The sequence below is a fragment of the Streptomyces sp. NPDC006879 genome (assembly GCF_042869595.1).
Classification (GTDB): domain Bacteria; phylum Actinomycetota; class Actinomycetes; order Streptomycetales; family Streptomycetaceae; genus Streptomyces.
Window position 1 is genome coordinate 56,927 of the sequence record NZ_JBIAGC010000030.1, and the last position, 19,373, is coordinate 76,299.

Below are 19,373 nucleotides of genomic sequence, written 5' to 3' on the forward strand. Positions count from 1 at the left end.
CTGCCATGGCTCAGTCCGCCGTGCCCACACCGGTTGCCGCACCGGCGCCGATCACCCCCGTCTCCGCCAAGGACCTCGCCCCCTGGGTGGTCTTCTTCGGCGTGCTGATGCTTGTCCTGCTCTACTTCGTCGGTGCCGAACAGGGTGCCACGGCCGTGGTCAGTGGCAGCGGAGTCCACGAGTGGCTGCACGACGGACGCCACCTCCTCGGCTTCCCCTGCCACTGAGGGGCGAGCACGTGACAACGCATTCCGTCAGAGCCCTGCTCGTACGGGGCATGCTGGCGGGCGCCCTCGCCGGCCTGCTCGCCCTACTCGTCTCGTACTTCCTCGGCGAACCCCACGTGGACGCCGCCATCGCGATCGAGGAAGCCCACTCCCACCAACACGCCGCGGGCGGCGGCGCCCACGAGCACGGCGAAGAGGTCGTCAGCCGGGCGCTCCAGTCGACGGCGGGCCTCGCCACCGGTGTCCTGCTGTACGGGGTGGCCCTCGGCGGCATCGCGGCGCTGGTCTTCGCCTACGCACTGGGTCGACTGGGCCGCTTCGGCCCACGCGCCACGGCGGGCCTGGTCACCGCCGGCGCGTTCGTGGTCATCACGCTCGTCCCCTTCTTCAAGTACCCGGCGAACCCACCGGCCGTCGGAGACCCCGACACCGCGGGCAAACGAACCGCCCTCTACCTGTTGATGATCATCCTCGGAGCGTTGCTGGCAGCGGCGGCGACGATCCTCGGACGCCGGCTCGCACCGCGCCTCGGCCACTGGAACGCAAGCGCCGCCGGCGGGATCTTCTTCGTCGCGACCATTGCCCTCGCCTACGGCTTCCTCCCCGCCGTGGGGGAGGTCCCGGTGGGCTTCCCCGCCACTCTCCTCTGGGAGTTCCGACTCTCCTCGCTGGCCATCCAGTCCACCTTGTGGGCTGCCTTCGGCCTGGTCTTCGCGCACTTCGCGGAGCGGGTCCTGAATCCGGCCGACACCTGCGCGGTCGAATCCGTGCCCGCGTCGGAGAACACCGCCGCGGCGTAGCGCACGGCAACGCCCTGTCCCCCGGTCGAGGGGTTCTGCGCCCGAGCACGCCAAGGAAGCGGCAGGTTCGGGCACATCCCCTCCATGAGCGGGAAGCGGGCGACGAACGCTCCGAACGGGTCGGGCCGGGTGGCGACACCCGGCCCGACCCGGCGCGCTCGGCTCCCGGTCCGCGTGCTGACCGTCCTGTGCATCACCCTGCTCGCCCTCTGCGGGCTCGGCACCGGGGCTCCCGCCCGTGCCGAAACTCCCCCCATCTCCGCTCCTGCCGAACAACCCGGTGAGGGCCCGGTCGACCCGGTCGACGCCGCCCCCCGGTTCGGTCTGCGGCCGGGCGCCCGGGAGCAGGTGCGTCAACCGGACACGGCCCGTGCCGTTCGACCTTCGGCGCCGCGTACCACCGCCCTCCGCCCTCGCGTGGCCTTCCCCCTCCCCGCGGTGCCGCCCGCGCTGCGCTGCGTGGTCCTGCGCTGCTGAGCGCCCCGGCACCCGCCCCGGTGCCCCTCGCCCACCAGCAACGCACCATCCACCACACCGCGAGGACTTCGCCATGCCCATCGACCCCTTTGCCGCCCTGAACGCGATGCTGCGCGCGGAGGCCACCCGTTCGGCCCCCCAGTCCGTGGCGTGCCGAAAGCAGCAGGCCGACCCGCAGACCGACCCGGCCGTCACCGCAGAGCCGGAACCGGAACGGCAGGAGTCGCCGACCCCACCGGCCCGGTAGCCGCGAGGACGCCGCTGCGGGTGGCCCCCGGACCAGCTCCGGCGGCCACCCGCAGCGGGCGGTCGGATCCGAACGGACCGCGCGGGGCGGTCCCGGACCTCACTTCTCCCGCGTGTAGAAGCGGTAGAACGAGAAGGCACCCACCCCGACACCCACCACGACCCCCACCCAGGCCGAGCGCAGTACGGACTCGTTGGTGAGGCTCTTGAGGAAACCGGCGGCGATACCCGCGAAGGCTCCGTAGGCCGCCGCGTGCAGCTCGCGCGGCAGGACCTGGCCCAGCCGGCCGGTCGTGATCATCAGCGCGGTGAAGGCCACGAAGCACACGAGGCCGAAGACGAAGTTCGCCACGGTGACCGCCGCGGCCTGGCGATGGATGTTGGACGCCCAGAAGCCGTAGATGATGCCGAGCACCACCGGCACCGCCCACGTGCTGGTGTGCAGGGACTTCAAGCTGTCGAGGTGGCGCGAGCTCGCGCGGGGTGCGGCATGTGCCATGTCGGGGCTCCTTCCCGTCGCCCACCCCCATCCACCAGGGCACACCCGTCCTCACCGACCGGCAAGTGGATCACCTTCGGCGGGCTGCGCGACTCCGGCCCGAAGCATCGGGGCACCGTCCGACTCATCGGGCAAAACGCCTAAGCTCATCCGTACGGCACACAAGGGGCAGCTCGCCCCGCAGGGCAGGAACGATTCGCGAGCGGCGGCATGAGCACGGAACAGGCACGGTCCGAAGAGCGACGGACGCTCGCACCCCCGGCCTGGCTCCTCGCCGGCCTGCGCCCGACCCCCGCGCCCGTTCCCTGGGCCGCTGCGCTGCGCGCCGGAATCGCACTCGCCGCACCGCTGGCCGTCGGCTTCGCCCTCGACGAACCCGAGTACGGCGCCCTGATGTCCATGGGCGCCCTGTCCGCAGTGATCGGCGACACCGCCGACGCGTACCGGATGCGCGTTCTCAACATCGCCGTCCCCCAGCTCTTCGGAGCCCTCGGCGTCACCCTCGGCACGCTGGTCTACGGGCACGGCTGGGTCGCGGTCGGCGTGCTCACCCTCGTCGCGCTGATCTCCGGAATGATCTCCTCCATCGGCACGGTCGCCTCCGTGTCCGGACTGCTCCTCCTGCTGAATGCCGTCATCGGAGCCGGACTCGCCCTGCCCGAGCCCTGGTGGACCGCCCCCCTCCTGCTGAGCGGCGGCGGACTCTTCGTCCTGCTGCTCTCCCTGCTGGGCTGGCCGCTGCGCCGCAAGCAACCGGAGCGACAAGCGGTCGCGGCCACCTACCGTTCCCTGGCCGAGCTCTACGAGGCCGCCGGCTCACCCGCCTACGAGGAGCGGCGCCAGCAGGTCACCCAAGCCCTCAACCAGGCGTACGACCTGCTGTTGGCGCGCCGGGCCCGGGTGCACGGGCGCAGCCAGTCCCAGGTGCGGCTACTGTCCCAGCTCAACGTCATCATCCCGCTGGTGGAAGCCGCCCCGGCCGCTCACCAACGCGGACGCCCCCTACCCCCGGAGATCCCCGCGGCGGTGCGGGAACTCGGCGTGGCCGTGGCTGAGGAACGCACCAAGGCCCGCCCCGAAGCGGGCCCCGACCTCCCCGCCCCGAACACCCCCGCCGAACGAGCCATCGACACGGCGCTGCGCCACGCCGCGACCATCGTCCACACCACCGACCCCAACCCCTACAACGTGGACGACCGACTGGGCCGACCGGCGGCCCTGGGCGTGCGGATCCGCCGGGCCACCCGAGAGGTGATGCTCTCCGGCGCCTCCTGGCGGTATGGGCTGAGGCTGGCGCTGTGCGTGGGGACGGCCCAGTCGCTGGTCTCGCTCGTTCCGGTGGAACGCTCCTACTGGGTGGCCCTGACCGTGACCTTCGTCTTGAAGCCCGACTTCGGGTCGGTCTTCTCACGGGCGGTCACCCGGGCTCTTGGCACCGCCGGCGGTCTGGTCGTGGCAGCAGCCGTACTCGCAGAAGTCCCCCGCGGCTGGTGGGACGTGCCGGTGATGGTGGCGCTCGGCGCTTTGATCCCGGTCTTCTCTGCCCGCGGGTACGCCTTCCAGACCGCGGCCATCACCCCGGTGATCCTGCTGTTGTCCGACCAGCTGAACCACCAGGGCTTCGACCTGGTGCTGCCACGCCTGGTGGACAGCCTGATCGGTTGTGCCATCACCCTGGTCGCCGGCTACCTGCTGTGGCCGGAGAGCTGGCGCACCCGGATCGGTGACAGGCTGGCCAAGGCCGTCGATGACGCCGCCCGCTACGTGGAACGCGCCTTCGGTCCCACCGCCCGGGCCTCCACCGCGACCCTGTCCCCCGCCGCGCTGAGCGATCCACGCCTGAGCAACCCGGCCCGCGCCGCCCGGCTCCGGGCCCGCAGACAGATCTACCGCGAGCTCTCGGCAGTCCGCGCCGAGTTCCAGCGGGCGTTGACCGAACCCCCGCCGGCCGGCGCCCGGGCCGCGGCCTGGTGGCCCCTGGTCGTCGCCGTCGAACGCATCGTGGACGCCACCACCGCCGCCCGGGTACGGGTCAACCACGGCGCACCGGAGCCAGCCGAGGCCGAGGTCACTCGGCTGACCGCGGCTGTGGCCGAGCTGGCGGCAGACGTGCGGTCGGCGACCGTCCCCAAGGGCCCACCCCCCGGGCCCGGGCCGGAAGCCGGGCCGGAGCCGACGGGGGTGCTCGCACCCGTCTGGCAGGAGGTGGCGGCGGCCCGGGCGATCGCCGCACCGCAGGTCACCTGAGGCACGACCCGAGCAGGTGGGGCGAACGCAGCGGGGGCACCCCGCCACCCGGAGTGCCCCCGCCCTACAGCTGGACCGCTTCCGCTGCTCACGGGCGGCTCGGCCTTCGAACCACGAGGTTCCGTGGGTCGGCTCAGACGCCGATGTCCCGACCGTCCTTGCGCCAGACGCTCACGACCGCCGGCCGGACGATCTTGCCCGGTCCGTCGGGCCACACCGACTGCGGGTTCTCGACGGAGGCACCGTCGATCTCACCGGGGTGCTGCACGGCCACCAGTACGCGCTGGTCCTGGATGATCGGGCCACAGGTCTCGGCGCCGCGCGGAACCGTCAGGAACTGCTTCAACTCACCACGGCGCTCACCAGAAGTGGCCACACCGAACAGGCCGTCGTGCGAGCCGAGTTGGTTGCCGTCGGTGGAAATCCACAGGTTTCCGTGCGGATCGAAGGCCACGTTGTCCGGGCAGGAGATCGGGCTGACCTTGTCCTTAGGGAAGCCTGCGAAGTAGGTCGCCGGGTCGTCCGGGTCACCGGCGACCAGGAAGAGCCGCCAGGCGAAACCGTCGCCCGCCGGGTCGTCCCAGTGCTCGGCGAGCTCCAGGATCTGGCCGTGCTTGTTCTGGTTGCGCGGGTTGGCCTCGTCCGCGGCGGGCTTGCCGGCGGCGCCACGGTCCTTGTTGTTGGTCAGCGCGATGTAGACGCGGCCGGTGCGCGGCGAGGGCTCCACGTCCTCGGGGCGGTCCATCTTGGTGGCGCCCACCTTGTCGGCGGCCTGACGCGTGAAGACGTACACCTCTTGCGCGGTCATGCCCTCCACGTGGGAGACCTCGCCGGTGGCGAGCGGGATCCACTGCCCGGAGCCGTCGAAGGCGCCGTCGGCGGGAAGCTTGCCCGAGCCGTCGATCTCGGCGGCCGGCGAGTCCCCGGTCAGCTTGGCGACGTAGAGCGTGCCGTGGTCGAGCAGGGTGAGGTTGTGCTCGCGGGCCGCGCGGGAGGAGCCCTTCTTCATCCGGCGCGAGGAGACGAACTTGTAGAAGTAGTCGAAGCGCTCGTCGTCGCCCATGTAGACGACCGGGCGGCCGTCCGCGGTCAGCCGGGGCTGCGCGGCCTCGTGCTTGAAACGGCCGAGCGCGGTGCGCTTGCGCGGGGTGGAGTGCGGGTCGTACGGGTCGAGCTCGACCACGTAGCCGAAGCGGTTGACCTCGTTGGGCTCCTGCGCCACGTCGAAGCGCCTGTCGAAACGCTCCCACTTGCGCTCCGAGGCCGCGCCACCGATGCCGTAGCGCTTCAGGCGAGCGGCCTGGACGGGCTCGGTCACGCTGCCGCCGTTGGCGAAGTACTGGTTGAAGTTCTCCTCGCCGTGCAGTGTGGTGCCCCACGGAGTGGTGCCGCCGGCGCAGTTGTTGAGCGTGCCGAGCACCTTGCGACCGGTGCGGTCGGCGGAGGTCCGCAGCAGGGCGCTGCCCGCGGCCGGGCCGGTGAGGCGGAACTCGCTGGTCACGGTGAGGCGGCGGTTGAGGTGGTGGCGGGTGACGGCCGTCAGCTTGCCGCTGTGCCGCTCCTCCTGGACCACGACCACCGACAGGCCGTGCGCCGCCCAGGCGATCTCGACCTGCTCGCGGGTGGGGTTCGCGTCGTCGTAGCCCTTGAACATCAAGATCTCGTCGGTGTACTCGTGGTTGGCCACGAGCACCTGACGGTGCCGCTCGCCCCGCAGGGGCAGCAGGGACAGGAAGTCGTTGTTGTAACCGAACTGTCCGGCCTGCGCCTTGGCGCTCTGCTTGTCCGGGTTGAAGGCGGGGGCGCCGCGCAGGATGGGCTCACCCCAGCGGATCACGACGTTCTGCGCGTACCCGGCCGGGACGGTGACCTTGTCCGCGGTGTTCGGGGCTACCGCGTCGAAGCGCAGTCCGCGGGCGGCGCCATGGTGGCGGCGGCGCAGGGCTTCGGGGGCGGCGCGCCCGGCGGTGGCGGCGACGGCCTCGCCGGCACCCGGGCCGGCCACGGCGGCACCGGTGGCACCGGCCACCGTGACGACCGCGGCGGCACGCATCAGCGAACGGCGGGAGAGCACACCGGCGATGACATCGCCCACGTACTCGTTGTCCGAGGTGTTGGGCACCTCGTGGAAGCAGGCGTCGCCGCAGCGGAAGCGGCAGGTGAGCGCGGAACGACCGCCCGAGTGCGGGGTACCGATGAGCGGAAGCAACTTGCGCACGTAAGTCCTCCGATTGGCTAGACGACGACGCTCCCTGCGCCGACATCGTGTCGGAATCAATCCAGCCAGGACGCTAGGGATGACTTCCGGCAGCCGGGCAGCGAGCGGATGAACGCTGGGTGAATCCGGCACACCACAGCGCTAGTTCACAGCCCCGCTGCGGAATGAGAGACTCCGCTGACGACGGGGGCGCGCGAGTAGCAATGGCGCGCCTGGGCGCCCCTGCCGGAGATCCGCTCCCACGGTCGATAACCTTACGTGTCCACTCTGGGCAGGGATCTTGCCGCGGCCCGGCCGCGGTACGGCAGCCCAGGGGCCGCGCGTCGGCCGCATAACGGATATACATCGCACGCCACTCATGTGAAAGGCCTCGCCCATGGGTATTCGGAGCTTGCTGCGCAAGGTGTTCGGCCGCGATCGGGCGGAGGCCGCCGCCGAAACCGGTACGGACACCGTGACCGCGACCGAGCCGGAACAGGCGCCGGCTCTGCCGGCCCAGGCCGACCGGGCCGAATCGGCGAAGCCGACGGAGTCGGCCAAGTCGCCCGAGTCAGCCCAGTCGGCCGAGTCGGCCCGGTCGCACTCCGCTGACTCCTCGGACTCCGCCGCGGAGCTGGTAGCCGCCTCGTTCGACAACCCGACTGTCCCGCCGCAGTCCCCCCGGGCCACCGAGTCGGGACTCGCGCCGTCCATCTCACCCGCCCGCGGGGGTGTGGACCTCCAAGACCCGCAGCCCCGGCTCCCGGAGGCCCGCTCCGAGTCCGTCCCCGGCGACCGGCCCGGCACACCGGCAGCGGGCGGTCCGTCCACACCGGCCGAGGAGCCCGCAGCGGCGGATACGGAACCGGCGGCGACTGCCGAGTCCGAGCTCCCCGAGGCCGAGCCGGCCCCCGCCGAGGCCGAGGCCCCGGCCGCACCGGAGCCCGGCACGGCTCCCTCCGACACCACCGCGGAGACCGACACCGCCCTCGAACCGGCGGCGGCCCCGCGGCCGGTCAACGTCCTGGCCGAGCCGGTGGCGGTCGCCGAAGGCGAACCGCAGCACCCCGCGCACGAGGCGGACCTGACGGAGCCGGACGAGCCGGCGAGCGCCACCGTCACCCCCGAGACCGGAACCAGCCGGGCCAGGACCGCGGAGAGCGCGGGCATGGAGACCGCCGCTCCCGCGCACTCTCTGGCCGAGGTGCGGCGCAGCGCCCCCCACCTGCTGGATGCCTACAAGGCCGCCGGCGGAGTCCTGCGGCGCTCCGGAAAGACCGGCGCCCGCGCCAAGGTCTACCTGGTGCTGGACCGTTCGCGGTCGATGCGCCCCTTTTACCAGGACGGCAGCGTCCGCCACCTCGCCGAGCACGCCCAGGCACTCGCCGCACACCTCGACGCGCAGGCCACCGTCCACACGGTGTTCTTCTCCACCGAGGTGGACGCAGTCGCGGACCTCGCCCTGAGCGACGAGCCGGGCCGGGTGGACGAGCTGCACGCCGCGTGCGGACACATGGGACGCACCAGCTACCACCGTGCGGTCGAGGAAGTCCTCACGCACGTTCAGAAGTCGGCGCACGAGGGCCCGAGCCTGGTCCTGTTCCAGACCGACGGTGCCCCCGACGCGGTGCGCCCGGCCCGACAGTCCCTGGCGGAAGCGGCGGCCCACCCGGTCCACTGGCAGTTCGTGGCCTTCGGCGAGTACGACGCCAAGGCATTCGACTTCCTGCGGAAGCTGGACGCGCCGAACGCCGGCTTCTTCCACGCCGGACCGGCGCCCATCGAACTGTCGGCCACCGAGTTCTACAAGGGCGTCCTTGGAGGTCTCGCCGGCTGAGTGGGCGGGTCCACCGGCTCACGTCGTCCCGTGGACCCTTCCGGTCATCGCGTCCGGTCCGGAAGATCGCCCGGACGGGGCCCGGGTCCACCCAGGGCGGTGCCCCTTTCCCGTGACCGGGAAAGGGGCCGGACCGGCCTCACGGTGAGGGCTGCCCGGTCGGCCCATTAGGATTTCGTCCATGGCGGCCACTGGATCTGAGAAGCAGGGGAAGGCGTTCTACGTCACGACCCCCATCTACTACGTCAACGACGCTCCTCACCTGGGCCACGCCTATACGACCGTCGCAGGCGACGTGCTCACGCGCTGGCACCGTCAGCGCGGCGAGAAGGTGTGGTACCTCACCGGCACGGACGAGCACGGTCAGAAGATCATGCGCACGGCCGACGCGAACGGGGTCACGCCCCAGGAGTGGTGCGACAAGCTCGTCGAGGAGGCCTGGAAGCCCCTCTGGGAGCACCTGAACGTCGCGAACGACGACTTCATCCGCACCACCCAGAAGCGTCACACCGACCGCGTCCAGGAGTTCGTGCAGGACCTGTACGACAAGGACGAGATCTACAAGGGCGGCTACGAGGGCCCGTACTGCGTGGGCTGCGAGGAGTACAAGCTCCCCGGCGACCTCATCGAGGCGGAGGACGGCACCAAGCTCTGCGCCGTCCACAAGAAGCCGGTGGAGATCCTCAAGGAGGAGAACTACTTCTTCAAGCTGAGCGAGTACGGCCCCAAGCTCCTGGAGTTCTACGAGGCGAACCCGGGCTTCGTGCAGCCGGAGTCGGCGCGCAACGAGGTCGTGAACTTCGTCAAGCAGGGCCTGGAGGACCTCTCCATCTCGCGCTCGACGTTCGACTGGGGCGTCCCGGTGCCGTGGGACGACAAGCACGTGATCTACGTGTGGATCGACGCGCTCCTGAACTACGCCACGGCCGTCGGCTACAACGAGAACCCGGCGAAGTTCGAGGAGACCTTCCCGGCGGACGTGCACCTCATCGGCAAGGACATCCTGCGCTTCCACGCGGTGATCTGGCCCGCGATGCTGATGGCGCAGGGCCTGCCGGTGCCGGGCCGGGTCGTGGCCAACGGCTGGCTGATGGTCGGCGGCGAGAAGATGTCGAAGTCGAACCTGACCGGCATCAAGCCGCAGGACCTGACCTCGCACTTCGGTGTGGACGCCTACCGCTGGTACTTCCTGCGGGCGATCGCGTTCGGCCAGGACGGGTCGTTCTCCTGGGAGGACTTCTCCGCCCGCTACACCTCCGAACTGGCCAACGACTACGGCAACCTCGCCTCGCGGGTGGCGGCCATGGTGGGCAAGTACTTCGGTGGTTCGCTGCCCGCGGCCACGGCCAGCGGCGAGGCAGAGAAGGCGATCGCCGAGGGGCTGGCGAAGGCCGTGACCGAAGCGGACCGGAAGATCGGTGAGGAACTGGACTTCCAGGGCGGCATCCTGGCCATCTTCGAGTTCGTCAAGCAGGTCAACGGCTACATCACGGAGCAGGAGCCGTGGAAGGTGGCCAAGGACGCGTCTGAGCAGGGCCAGGCCAAGCTGGCGACGATCCTGTACACGGCCGCCGAGGCCCTGCGGGCCGTGGCCGTACTGCTGAACCCGGTGATGCCACAGACCTCCAAGGAACTGTGGGACTCACTCGGCGCCGAGGCTGCTGGGCTCGGTCCGCTGGTCGACCAGCGGGTTCAGGACGCCGGCGCCTGGGGTCTGTTGCCGGTGGGCGCCACCGTAACCAAGGGCGCCGTGCTGTTCCCGCGTCTGGAAGAGAAACCAGCCGCCTGATCGAGCTGTGCCCGGCCCGCCGCCCGGTTCACCCCCACCGACTGGTGGGGGTGAACCGGGCGGCGTCGTCCTCGCCCTCAGGTGGCCGAGGCGGCCAGGTGTCCTGAAGCGGCACCGTCGCGGGTCCTCCGCTCGACCGCCTCCCGGACCTCCTCGGCCACCAGGTCGTGGTTGAGGGCGAATGCCGCGGAAGCCCCCATTCCAGCGGCCGTGACCACCTGGGCCCTGGGGTCGGTGACATTGCCCGCCGCCCACACCCCGGCCACGCTCGCCCGGCCCGAGCGGTCAGTGACCACCCAGCCGTGGTCGTCCTTGACGCAACCCAGATCGGTCAACAACTGGTCGTTGGGCACCATCTGCGGGACGAGGAAGACCGCGCTGCGGGGCACCACGCGGCCCTCGGCGAGCTCCACCCCACGCAGCCGGCCCCCGTGGACCGCGAGCCGTTTCACCGCGCCCTCCACGGTGCGTACTCCGCGGGCGGCGAGTTGTTCGCGGTCCGCGTCGCTCAACTCCAGGGCGTCCTGGAAGAAGACGATGTCGGACGACCACTGGCGCAGCAGGAGGGCGTGTTGCACCGCCGCCGGACGGGTGCCCAGCACACCAAGTGGTTGGTCACGCAGCTCGTATCCGTGGCAGTACGGGCAGTGCAGCAGGTCCTTGCCCCACTGTTCGCGCACCCCGGGGATCTCGGGCAGTCGGTCTCGCAGCCCGGTGGCCACCAGCACCCGGCGGGCGCCCAGCACCGGCCCGCCGGCCAGGGTCACCTGGAAGCCCGGTGCGATGTGTTCCACCTGGGCGTCGAGCAGGTCGACCCCGTAGCCCAGCGCTTCGGCCCGGCCCGCTTCCAGCAGGGCGGCGGGTTCCATCCCGTCGCGGGAGAGGAACCCGTGCATGTGGGCGGCCGGGGCGTTGCGGGGTGCGCCCGCGTCCACCACCGCCACCCGCCGGCGGGCCCGGGCCAGTACCAGGGCGGCGTTGAGTCCTGCGGCACCGGCGCCGACCACCACCACGTCGTACCGGGCTCCGCTCGCGGACGCCCTCGGGGCGGGTTCCTTCTTCGTGTCGTTCACCACGATCACCTCCGCCGTCACCCTGCGGTCCCTGCGCGGGCTCCGGCAAAGGTTGTTGCTGTTTCCGGGACGGATGGGGTGCAATGCCGGGGTGGAGCACTCACCTGAGATCGCCCGTGTCCTGACCGAGGTCGGTCCCCGTCTCAAACGCCTGCGGACTGGGCGCGCGATGACTCTGGCCGCGCTCTCGGAGGCCACCGGGATCTCCAAGAGCACGCTGTCCCGACTGGAGTCGGGGCAGCGCAAGCCCAGTCTGGAGCTGCTGCTGCCACTGGCTCAGGCACACCAGGTGCCGCTGGACGAGCTGGTGGGCCCCCCTGAGGTGGGTGATCCCCGGGTCCGGCTGACGCCTCGGAGGGTCAACGGAAGCACCGTGCTGCCCCTGACCAGGCAGCCCGGACCGCTACAGACCTACAAGATGGTTCTCCCGCCGACCCGGAGCAACCCGGACCCCTGCACCCACGAGGGCTACGAGTGGCTGTACGTGCTCGCGGGGCGACTGCGGCTGGTCCTCGGCGAACACGATCTCGTCCTGGAGTCCGGTGAGGCGGCCGAGTTCGACACCCGGCTTCCGCACTGGTTCGGCAGCACCGGCCAGGGGCCGGTGGAGGTGCTGAGCCTGTTCGGCCGCCAGGGCGAGCGGATGCACGTACGGGCCAGGAGCCGGCCGTTGGACGGGCCCGGGCAGGCTTAGGGGGTCTCGGCGCCTGGGTGGACGCCGGGCCGGCTGCGGGCTCGGGTTCGGCGTGCATGGCGAAGGGCCCGGGATGCCTCGCAACCGCAAGGCATCCCGGGCCCTTCAGCAGGCTCGACGTGCTCAGCGCGCCGCGTCGGGGTGGACCGCGTCCGTGATCGGGCGGCCGTCCGTGGGCTTCTCCTTCACGACCGGCTTGCGCAGCTGGATGTTCAGCTCCCGCAGGCGGGCCTCGTCCAGCTCCGTCGGGGCGCCCATCAGCAGGTCCTGGGCGTTGCCGTTGAGCGGGAAGGCGATCGTCTCGCGAATGTTGGGCTCGTCCGCGAGGAGCATCACGATGCGGTCCACGCCCGGTGCGATGCCACCGTGCGGCGGAGCGCCGTACTCGAAGGCACGGAGCATGCCCGCGAACTCCTGCTCGACCGTCTCGCGCGAGTAGCCGGCGATCTCGAAGGCCTTGAACATGATCTCGGGCTCATGGTTGCGGATCGCGCCCGAGGACAGCTCGATGCCGTTGCAGACGATGTCGTACTGCCAGCCGAGGACGTCCAGCGGGTCCTGGCTCTCCAGGGCCTCAAGGCCACCCTGCGGCATCGAGAAGGGGTTGTGCGAGAAGTCGATCTTGCCGGTCTCCTCGTCCTTCTCGTACATCGGGAAGTCGACGATCCAGGCGAACCGGAAGACGTTCTCCTCGAAACGGCCGGCCCGCTTGGCAGCCTCCACCCGGACCGGCCCCATGATCTTGGAGACCTCTTCGAACTCGCCGGCGCCGAAGAAGACGGCGTGGCCGGGCTCAAGGCCGAGGCGCTCGGCGAGGACCTTGACGTTCTCCTCGGTGAGGAACTTGGCGATCGGGCCGGTGAGTGCGTTGTTCTCCCCGACGCGGACCCAGGCCAGGCCCTTGGCGCCGAGGGAGACGGCGAAGTCGCCGAGGGAGTCGAAGAACTTGCGCGGCTGGTCACCGGTGTCCGGCACGGCCAGGGCGCGCACGTGCCTGCCCGCGAAGGCCTTGAACTCGGAGTTCGCGAAGACGTCGGAGATGTCGACGAGCTCCAGGTCGGTGCGCAGGTCCGGCTTGTCGTTTCCGTACTTCACCATCGACTCGCGGAACGGGATCCGCGGGAACGGGGAGGTGACGTGACGCCCGCCGCCGAACTCCTCGAAGATCTCGGTCATGAGCTTCTCGATGGGCTGGAAGACGTCCTCCTGCTCGACGAAGCTCATCTCCACATCGAGCTGGTAGAACTCGCCCGGCGAACGGTCGGCGCGGGCGTCCTCGTCACGGAAGCAGGGCGCGATCTGGAAGTAGCGGTCGAAGCCGGAGATCATCAGCAGCTGCTTGAACTGCTGGGGGGCTTGCGGCAGCGCGTAGAACTTGCCCGGGTTCAGCCGGGACGGGACCACGAAGTCGCGGGCGCCCTCGGGAGAGGTCGCGGCGAGGATGGGGGTCGCCATCTCGTTGAAGCCGAGGGCCACCATCTTCGAGCGGATGGAGGCGATCACGGCCGAGCGCAGCATGATGTTGCGGTGCATGCGCTCGCGGCGCAGGTCGAGGAAGCGGTACTCCAGGCGACGCTCCTCGTTCACCCCGTCGTCCGTGTTGATCGTGAAGGGGAGCGGGGCTGCGGCGCCGAGTACCTCGACCTCGCCGACCTCGACCTCGATCTCGCCGGTGGGCAGCTCGGGGTTGACGTTGTCGGCGCCGCGGGAGACCACCCGGCCGTCGATGCGGACGACGGTCTCCTTGGTGAGGTGGCTGAGCGCCTCGTTGGCGGCGGTCCCGGGGCGGGCGACGAGCTGCACCAGGCCGTAGTGGTCGCGCAGATCGATGAACAGGATGCCGCCCAGGTCGCGCCGATTGTGCAGCCAGCCGCTCAGCCGGACGTCAGTGTCGACGTCAGAGGCGCGGAGCTCGCCGCAGGTGTGGGACCTGTACCGATGCATCGTTCATCCAGTTCGTATGTGTTCTTGGCGGATGGAGGTCTGGCAGACAACCCCCAACAGGTTACCGTCCAGGCACCCTGGGCTGTGGGGAGTAAGCGGGCGGGCGCCCGCCCGGAGGTGGACCGAGGGGCAGACCGGACGCGCGACCTGTAAATATGACTGGGTGCGCATTGAGGACGTCCTGGCCGCCATCGCCACCGGAGTATGGCGCTGGGACAACGCATCAGGGCAGGTCAGCCTGGACGGCGAGGCCGCCCGTCTGCTCGGCCTGCCCGCCGAGCGCACCACCCTGCCCGAGGTCACCGTCCGCTCCCGTTTCCACCCGGTGGACTGGAACGAGATCAACGCCATCGTCAGCCTCGCCGTAGCCGAGGGCAACCTCGCCGAAGCCCGACTGAGGATCATGGACGGGGAAGGCCGGGTGCTGCGCACGGTGCGCAGCCGCTCCCAGCCCTTCCAGCGCACCACGCCCGACGGCCGCCAGGACTATGAGCTGATCGGCACCCTCCAGGAGGTGGTCGATCCACAACCGGGCACCTCGGCCTTCCGCGGCGCGGGAACGGCCATCACCGGGGACTGGCGACGCTCCCGCGAAGCCTTCCTGCTGGACGCCGGCCGGGCCCTGGCCGAAGCCCGCTCCACGGCGGAGGTGCTGCGGGTGGCGGCCTCCCTGTCCATGCCCGGTTTCAGCCCGGACGGACTGGCCGTCTTCGGAGTCGCCGGCGACCGGCTGTCGATCATCGGACACCACGGGCACAGCCCCGGCGACGAGGCGCCCTTCACCGAGATGCGCCTGGACACCGACTATCCGGCCGCCGAAGTCGCCCGGACCGGACGGGCGATCTACCTGCCCTCCCCCGAGGAGTACCGCGAACGCTTCCCCACCACCTGGCCGCTGGCCCAACGTTTCGCCCGACACTCCTGGGCCTTCCTGCCCCTGGTCGTCGCGGGGCGCACCATGGGGGCCTGGATGGCCGCCTTCAAACACCCCGTGGTCTTCAGCCCGGACGAACGCTCCGTGCTGACCACGGTGGCCCGGATGCTCGCCCAAGCCCTCCAGCGGGCCGGGGTGGCCGAGTCCGAACGAGAACTCACCACCGGCCTCCAGCGCTCGATGATGCCCACCCTGGGCCCGGAGATCCCGGGCATGACCGTCGCGGCCCGCTACGTGCCCACCGGCGGCGGCCTCCAGGTCGGCGGCGACTGGTACGACATCATCCCGCTGCCCTCCGGCCGTTTCGCGCTGGTCATCGGCGACGTCCAAGGGCACGACGTACGGGCCGCCGGCCTCATGGGCCAGCTGAGGATCGCCGTACGCGCCTACGCCTCGGAAGGCCACCGCCCCGACGCGGTCCTCTCCCGGGCCTCCCGCTTCCTGGCCGGGCTGCATGCCGCATCCGACACGGAGGTCGAACCGTACGACGACGCGGACTTCCTCAGCCCGCGCTTCGCGACCTGCCTGTATGTGGAGGTGTGCCCGCAGACCGGCGAACTGGAGGTGGCGCGGGCCGGCCACCCCGACCCGGTGATCCGCATGGCCGACGGCACCGTGCTGATGCGCCCGACCGCGGGCGGGCTGCCACTGGGCATCGTGCCGGACCCTGACTACCCCACCACCCACATCGTGCTGGAGTCCGGCGAAACACTGATGCTGTGCACCGACGGCCTCATCGAAACCGGCGGCCACGACCTGGACACCGGCTGGGAGCGGCTGCGCACCACCTTGGAGACCTACGAGGGCGACAACCTGGAGAAGCTCGCCGACGCCCTCGTCTCGGCCGTGCACGGCCCGCGCTCCCACCACACCATCGGGCCGCTGGCCGACCGGCGCGAGGACGACATAGCGGTGCTGCTGCTGTGCCGGGAGGGCCCGGGCTGTGGCTGCGGCTCGACGCTCCCCCACCGGCAGCGCCCGGTACGACGCACCGTGCTGACCGTCGCCCAGGCCGAACCGAGCCGGATCGCCGGCGCCCGCCGACAGATCCGCGAGTTGCTCCATGACTGGACGGTCCGGGACCAGGTCGACTCGGCGGAACTCATGGTCTCCGAGATGGTCACCAACGTGCTGACGCACACCGACGGGGACGCCCTGCTGGTCGCCGAAGCCATGGGCGAGCTGGGCACCCGTCGGCTCCGGGTCGAGGTCGCCGATTCCAGCGACGAGCTGCCACACCGGCGCCAACCGGGCGAGATGGCATCCAGCGGTCGCGGTGTCCTCCTGATGGAGCTGCTCGCCCACGACTGGGGAGTGGACCCCCAGGGGGAGGGCAAGTCGATCTGGTTCGAGCTGTACGAGGAAGCGGCGCCCGAGCCCTGAGTCCCGGGCCGGTGCACACCCACCGCCGCTGCACCGCGGCCGGACCGTCAAGAGCACGTCCCGATCCACGTGATTGGATGACCGGGTGTCCTCCCCTCCTCCCGCCACGCCCCCACCACTGCTGCCCGAACCGGCACGGCGGCTGGCCGCCTGGTGCGCCGTGATCCTGCTGGTGACCGGCGTCATCTCGGTGGGCGTCTGGTTGAGCATCGTCTTCAAGAGCTCGGTCACCCCGGTGCTGCTGGCCCTGCTCGGCACCGCGCTGCTCCGACCGATGCACAAGCGGCTGATCCGGATGAAGGTGAACCGTTCCCTCGCCGCAGCCCTGACCTGCCTGGCGGTGCTCGCGGTCGCGGGCGGAGCCACGTACATCGTCGTCGCGGCACTGATCGACACCGGTGACCAGATCCTCGCCTCGCTCCGCAAGGCGGCAGACGACCTGTCCCGGCATTTCGGTGCCGCGGGCACCTCGCTGGAGGACATCGCCACCAACGCCAAGGACCTGGCCACCAAGTTCGGCGGCACCGCCGCCTCAGGCGTCCTCACCGGCCTCAGCGTGGTCGGCCAGATGCTGGCGACGGCCGTCCTGGCACTTCTGTTGATCTTCTTCTTCCTCCGCGATTCCGACCGGGCCGCAGAAGGGCTGCGCTCCCTGGCGCCCCGCTCCGGAGGAGACCTGGTGGTGGCGATGGCCCGGCGCGCCTACGGCGCGGTCGAGGGCTTCATGCGCGGCACCACCTTCATCGCCCTCATCGACGCCGTCTGCATCACGGTGGGGCTGCTGATCCTCCAGGTCCCGGGTGCCATAGGCCTGGGCGCGCTGGTGTTCGTCGGCGCCTACATCCCCTACCTGGGTGCCTTCATCTCCGGCGCGGTGGCGGTCCTGGTGGCCCTGGCAGACCGGGGCTGGGTGATCGGGCTGTGGGCGCTCGGCGTGGTCCTGGCCGTCCAGGTGCTGGAAGGCAACGTGCTGCAACCGATGGTCCAGAGCCGCACCGTCCAGATGCACCCGGCCGCGGTCATGGTGGCCATCACGGCCGGAGCGAGTGTCGCGGGCATCATCGGCATGCTCCTCGCCGTACCGCTGACCGCGGCGGCCTTCGGCGTGCTGTCGGAACTGCGGGCCCGCTACGAAACGAACGAGACGGAACCCGCAGAACCGGCCTGAGCGCCCGCGGGGCCGCCTCAGGCGGCACCCGCACCTGGTGCTGACGGGCCTTAGAGCGTGCCCTCGCTCATCCCGTGCACGGCCGGGACGCTCCCCAACCGCCCCTTCTGGAAGTCCTCGAACGCCTGCTGGAGCTCTTCCCGGGTGTTCATGACGAACGGACCGTAGTGGGCCATCGGCTCCCGGATGGGCCGTCCACCGAGCAGGACCACCTCCATGTCGGGGGTGTGGGCGTCCTGCTTCTCGTCCGCGCGCACCGTCAGCGAGGAGCCGGCACCGAAGACGGCGGTCTGACCGAGGTGGATCGGCCGGCGCTCGGCACCCACCGACCCGCGCCCGGCCAGCACGTACGCGAGAGCGTTGAAGTCCTCGCGCCACGGCAGGGTGATTTCCGCTCCCGGTGCCAGCGTCGCGTGGATCATCGTGATCGGCGTGTGGGTGATGCCGGGGCCGGCGTGACCGTCCAACTCGCCGGCGATGACGCGCAGGAGCGCGCCGCCATCGGGGGAGGTGAGCAGCTGGACATGGCCGCTGCGGATGTCCTGGTACCGCGGCGCCATCATCTTGTCCCTCGCCGGGAGGTTCACCCACAGCTGGAGTCCGTGGAAGAGGCCGCCCGAAACCACGAGGTGCTCCGGGGGCGCCTCGATGTGGAGGAGGCCCGAACCGGCCGTCATCCACTGGGTGTCGCCGTTGGTGATGGTGCCGCCGCCACCGTTGGAGTCCTGGTGGTCGAAGATCCCGTCGATGATGTAGGTGACGGTCTCGAATCCGCGGTGCGGGTGCCAGGGGGTTCCCTTCGGCTCCCCGGGCTGGTACTCCACCTCGCCCATCTGGTCCATCATGATGAACGGGTCGAGGTGCTGGTAGTTGATCCCGGCAAACGCACGCCGCACCGGGAAGCCCTCGCCCTCGAAGCCGCTCGGCGCGGTGGTCACGGCGAGCGCCTTGCGCTCCACCGCCCCCTCCGACGCGGCGACCTTCGGGAGCGTCAACGGGTTTTCAACAGTCACTGCAGGCATGGTCGGCCTCCTTCTGTTCGGAGTTTAGTTGAAACTCGAACTTCCTGCCACACCCCCCACAACAGAAGGCCCCCGGAAGTAATTCCTTCCGGGATCCTCGCAGGAAAACCGCAGGTGGACGCCCTGGCACGACGTGATCCCCTCGCAGTTTCGGTGCCGAGCCCCGCCGGGGGCGGCGACAGCAGGACGGAGCCCGCCCCCTCGGCGCCGGTGCACCTGGGGGTCCGCGGAGTCGGACCCCAACCCGCCTCGATCCGATCGACGCCACCTCCGGGCGAGGCACCCTAGGGGCGTACGACAGCTGGGCGGGTCGAGCGACGGGACAGTAGCCGAACCCACGTCAGTTGAGTAGGGGACCACCCGCACACCGCGCCGCCGGGGCGACGCCCCTCACCACGAGAACACCGCGACCATGATCAACAGGGCTGGCGGCAGCAGCATGGTGACCAGATGGCTGAACAGGGTGCGCGTCATGCCCAGCACCGAGAACACCAGCAGCCCTCCCGCCAACCAACAGCCGAAGACCGTGCCCGCGAGCTCCCGAGCGGAGTTCTCCTGCTCCCGGGTTACGGCCTCGAAGAGCCAGAGGCCACCGATCGAAACCTCCAGCAGCACGGTCACCAACAGCACGTTCCCAACCCCGAGGACGAGGGCGACCCTCCCGTCCGCGGCGCGCGTCTTCCTCCAAAGCCCTGAGGCGCTCATGGACACGGGACCCTACCGAAGGGCTGTCCCGTAATGCCCGGCGGGCGCACGGCGACAGCTACGGCACTTCGCTGCGTTGTCGGAACGCCCGAATACGCCCAGTATGGGGACGCCCCTCCGCCTTGCGATGC

At 70.7% G+C, this 19,373-nt stretch carries 16 protein-coding genes; 10 read left to right on the plus strand and 6 right to left on the minus strand.

Annotation, left to right across the window (positions count from 1 at the left end):
- The first annotated feature begins 5 nt into the window (after window positions 1-5).
- From ACFYMC_RS21165 to ACFYMC_RS21180, 4 genes are all read left to right on the plus strand, one after another.
- Entirely contained in the window at window positions 6-227 is a 222-nt protein-coding gene (locus tag ACFYMC_RS21165) for a CbtB-domain containing protein (RefSeq protein WP_388527485.1), read from the plus strand.
- Window positions 228-238: 11 nt separating this feature from the next.
- Window positions 239-1,027, plus strand: coding sequence for a CbtA family protein (locus tag ACFYMC_RS21170; protein WP_388527488.1), 789 nt, complete (start codon window positions 239-241; stop codon window positions 1,025-1,027).
- Between the two features lie 84 nt (window positions 1,028-1,111).
- Window positions 1,112-1,504: a hypothetical protein gene (locus ACFYMC_RS21175; RefSeq protein WP_388527491.1), complete on the plus strand. Its 393-nt coding sequence runs from the start codon at window positions 1,112-1,114 to the stop codon at window positions 1,502-1,504.
- A gap of 73 nt (window positions 1,505-1,577) precedes the next feature.
- Complete coding sequence (locus ACFYMC_RS21180) at window positions 1,578-1,751, plus strand: hypothetical protein (RefSeq protein WP_388527494.1); 174 nt, start codon at window positions 1,578-1,580, stop codon at window positions 1,749-1,751.
- 99 nt (window positions 1,752-1,850) lie between these two features.
- Here the strand turns inward: ACFYMC_RS21180 and ACFYMC_RS21185 are convergent, their stop codons facing one another.
- Entirely contained in the window at window positions 1,851-2,249 is a 399-nt protein-coding gene (locus tag ACFYMC_RS21185) for a hypothetical protein (protein WP_388527497.1), read from the minus strand.
- A 210-nt stretch (window positions 2,250-2,459) separates the two neighbouring features.
- Here ACFYMC_RS21185 and ACFYMC_RS21190 point away from each other — a divergent pair, with 210 nt between their 5' ends.
- Window positions 2,460-4,496 (plus strand): FUSC family protein, encoded by a 2,037-nt coding sequence (locus tag ACFYMC_RS21190; protein WP_388527500.1) that lies wholly within the window; start codon window positions 2,460-2,462, stop codon window positions 4,494-4,496.
- Window positions 4,497-4,629: 133 nt separating this feature from the next.
- On the opposite strand, the gene ACFYMC_RS21195 is transcribed toward ACFYMC_RS21190, so the two are convergent.
- Window positions 4,630-6,714 (minus strand): PhoX family protein, encoded by a 2,085-nt coding sequence (locus tag ACFYMC_RS21195; RefSeq protein ID WP_388527503.1) that lies wholly within the window; start codon window positions 6,712-6,714, stop codon window positions 4,630-4,632.
- A 376-nt stretch (window positions 6,715-7,090) separates the two neighbouring features.
- Between ACFYMC_RS21195 and ACFYMC_RS21200 the strand changes: the two genes are divergently transcribed.
- Window positions 7,091-8,530, plus strand: coding sequence for a VWA domain-containing protein (locus ACFYMC_RS21200; protein WP_388527506.1), 1,440 nt, complete (start codon window positions 7,091-7,093; stop codon window positions 8,528-8,530).
- 181 nt (window positions 8,531-8,711) lie between these two features.
- Complete coding sequence (metG, locus tag ACFYMC_RS21205; protein WP_388527509.1) at window positions 8,712-10,319, plus strand: methionine--tRNA ligase; 1,608 nt, start codon at window positions 8,712-8,714, stop codon at window positions 10,317-10,319.
- 77 nt (window positions 10,320-10,396) lie between these two features.
- Here the strand turns inward: metG and ACFYMC_RS21210 are convergent, their stop codons facing one another.
- Window positions 10,397-11,392: an NAD(P)/FAD-dependent oxidoreductase gene (locus ACFYMC_RS21210; protein WP_388527512.1), complete on the minus strand. Its 996-nt coding sequence runs from the start codon at window positions 11,390-11,392 to the stop codon at window positions 10,397-10,399.
- 73 nt (window positions 11,393-11,465) lie between these two features.
- Here ACFYMC_RS21210 and ACFYMC_RS21215 point away from each other — a divergent pair, with 73 nt between their 5' ends.
- Window positions 11,466-12,086, plus strand: a complete 621-nt coding sequence (locus ACFYMC_RS21215; RefSeq protein WP_388527535.1) for a helix-turn-helix domain-containing protein — start codon at window positions 11,466-11,468, stop codon at window positions 12,084-12,086.
- Window positions 12,087-12,209: 123 nt separating this feature from the next.
- Here ACFYMC_RS21215 and aspS read toward each other — a convergent pair whose 3' ends face one another.
- Window positions 12,210-14,030 (minus strand): aspartate--tRNA ligase, encoded by a 1,821-nt coding sequence (gene aspS / locus ACFYMC_RS21220; protein WP_388527515.1) that lies wholly within the window; start codon window positions 14,028-14,030, stop codon window positions 12,210-12,212.
- Window positions 14,031-14,193: 163 nt separating this feature from the next.
- On the opposite strand from aspS, the gene ACFYMC_RS21225 reads away from it, so the two are divergent.
- Entirely contained in the window at window positions 14,194-16,347 is a 2,154-nt protein-coding gene (locus tag ACFYMC_RS21225) for a SpoIIE family protein phosphatase (RefSeq protein WP_388527518.1), read from the plus strand.
- 85 nt (window positions 16,348-16,432) lie between these two features.
- On the plus strand, window positions 16,433-17,515 hold the full coding sequence (locus tag ACFYMC_RS21230; RefSeq protein WP_388527521.1) for an AI-2E family transporter: 1,083 nt from the start codon (window positions 16,433-16,435) through the stop codon (window positions 17,513-17,515).
- A gap of 50 nt (window positions 17,516-17,565) precedes the next feature.
- Here ACFYMC_RS21230 and ACFYMC_RS21235 read toward each other — a convergent pair whose 3' ends face one another.
- Window positions 17,566-18,537, minus strand: a complete 972-nt coding sequence (locus ACFYMC_RS21235; protein ID WP_388527524.1) for a pirin family protein — start codon at window positions 18,535-18,537, stop codon at window positions 17,566-17,568.
- 390 nt (window positions 18,538-18,927) lie between these two features.
- Window positions 18,928-19,242 (minus strand): hypothetical protein, encoded by a 315-nt coding sequence (locus tag ACFYMC_RS21240; protein ID WP_388527527.1) that lies wholly within the window; start codon window positions 19,240-19,242, stop codon window positions 18,928-18,930.
- Between the last annotated feature and the right edge of the window lie 131 nt (window positions 19,243-19,373).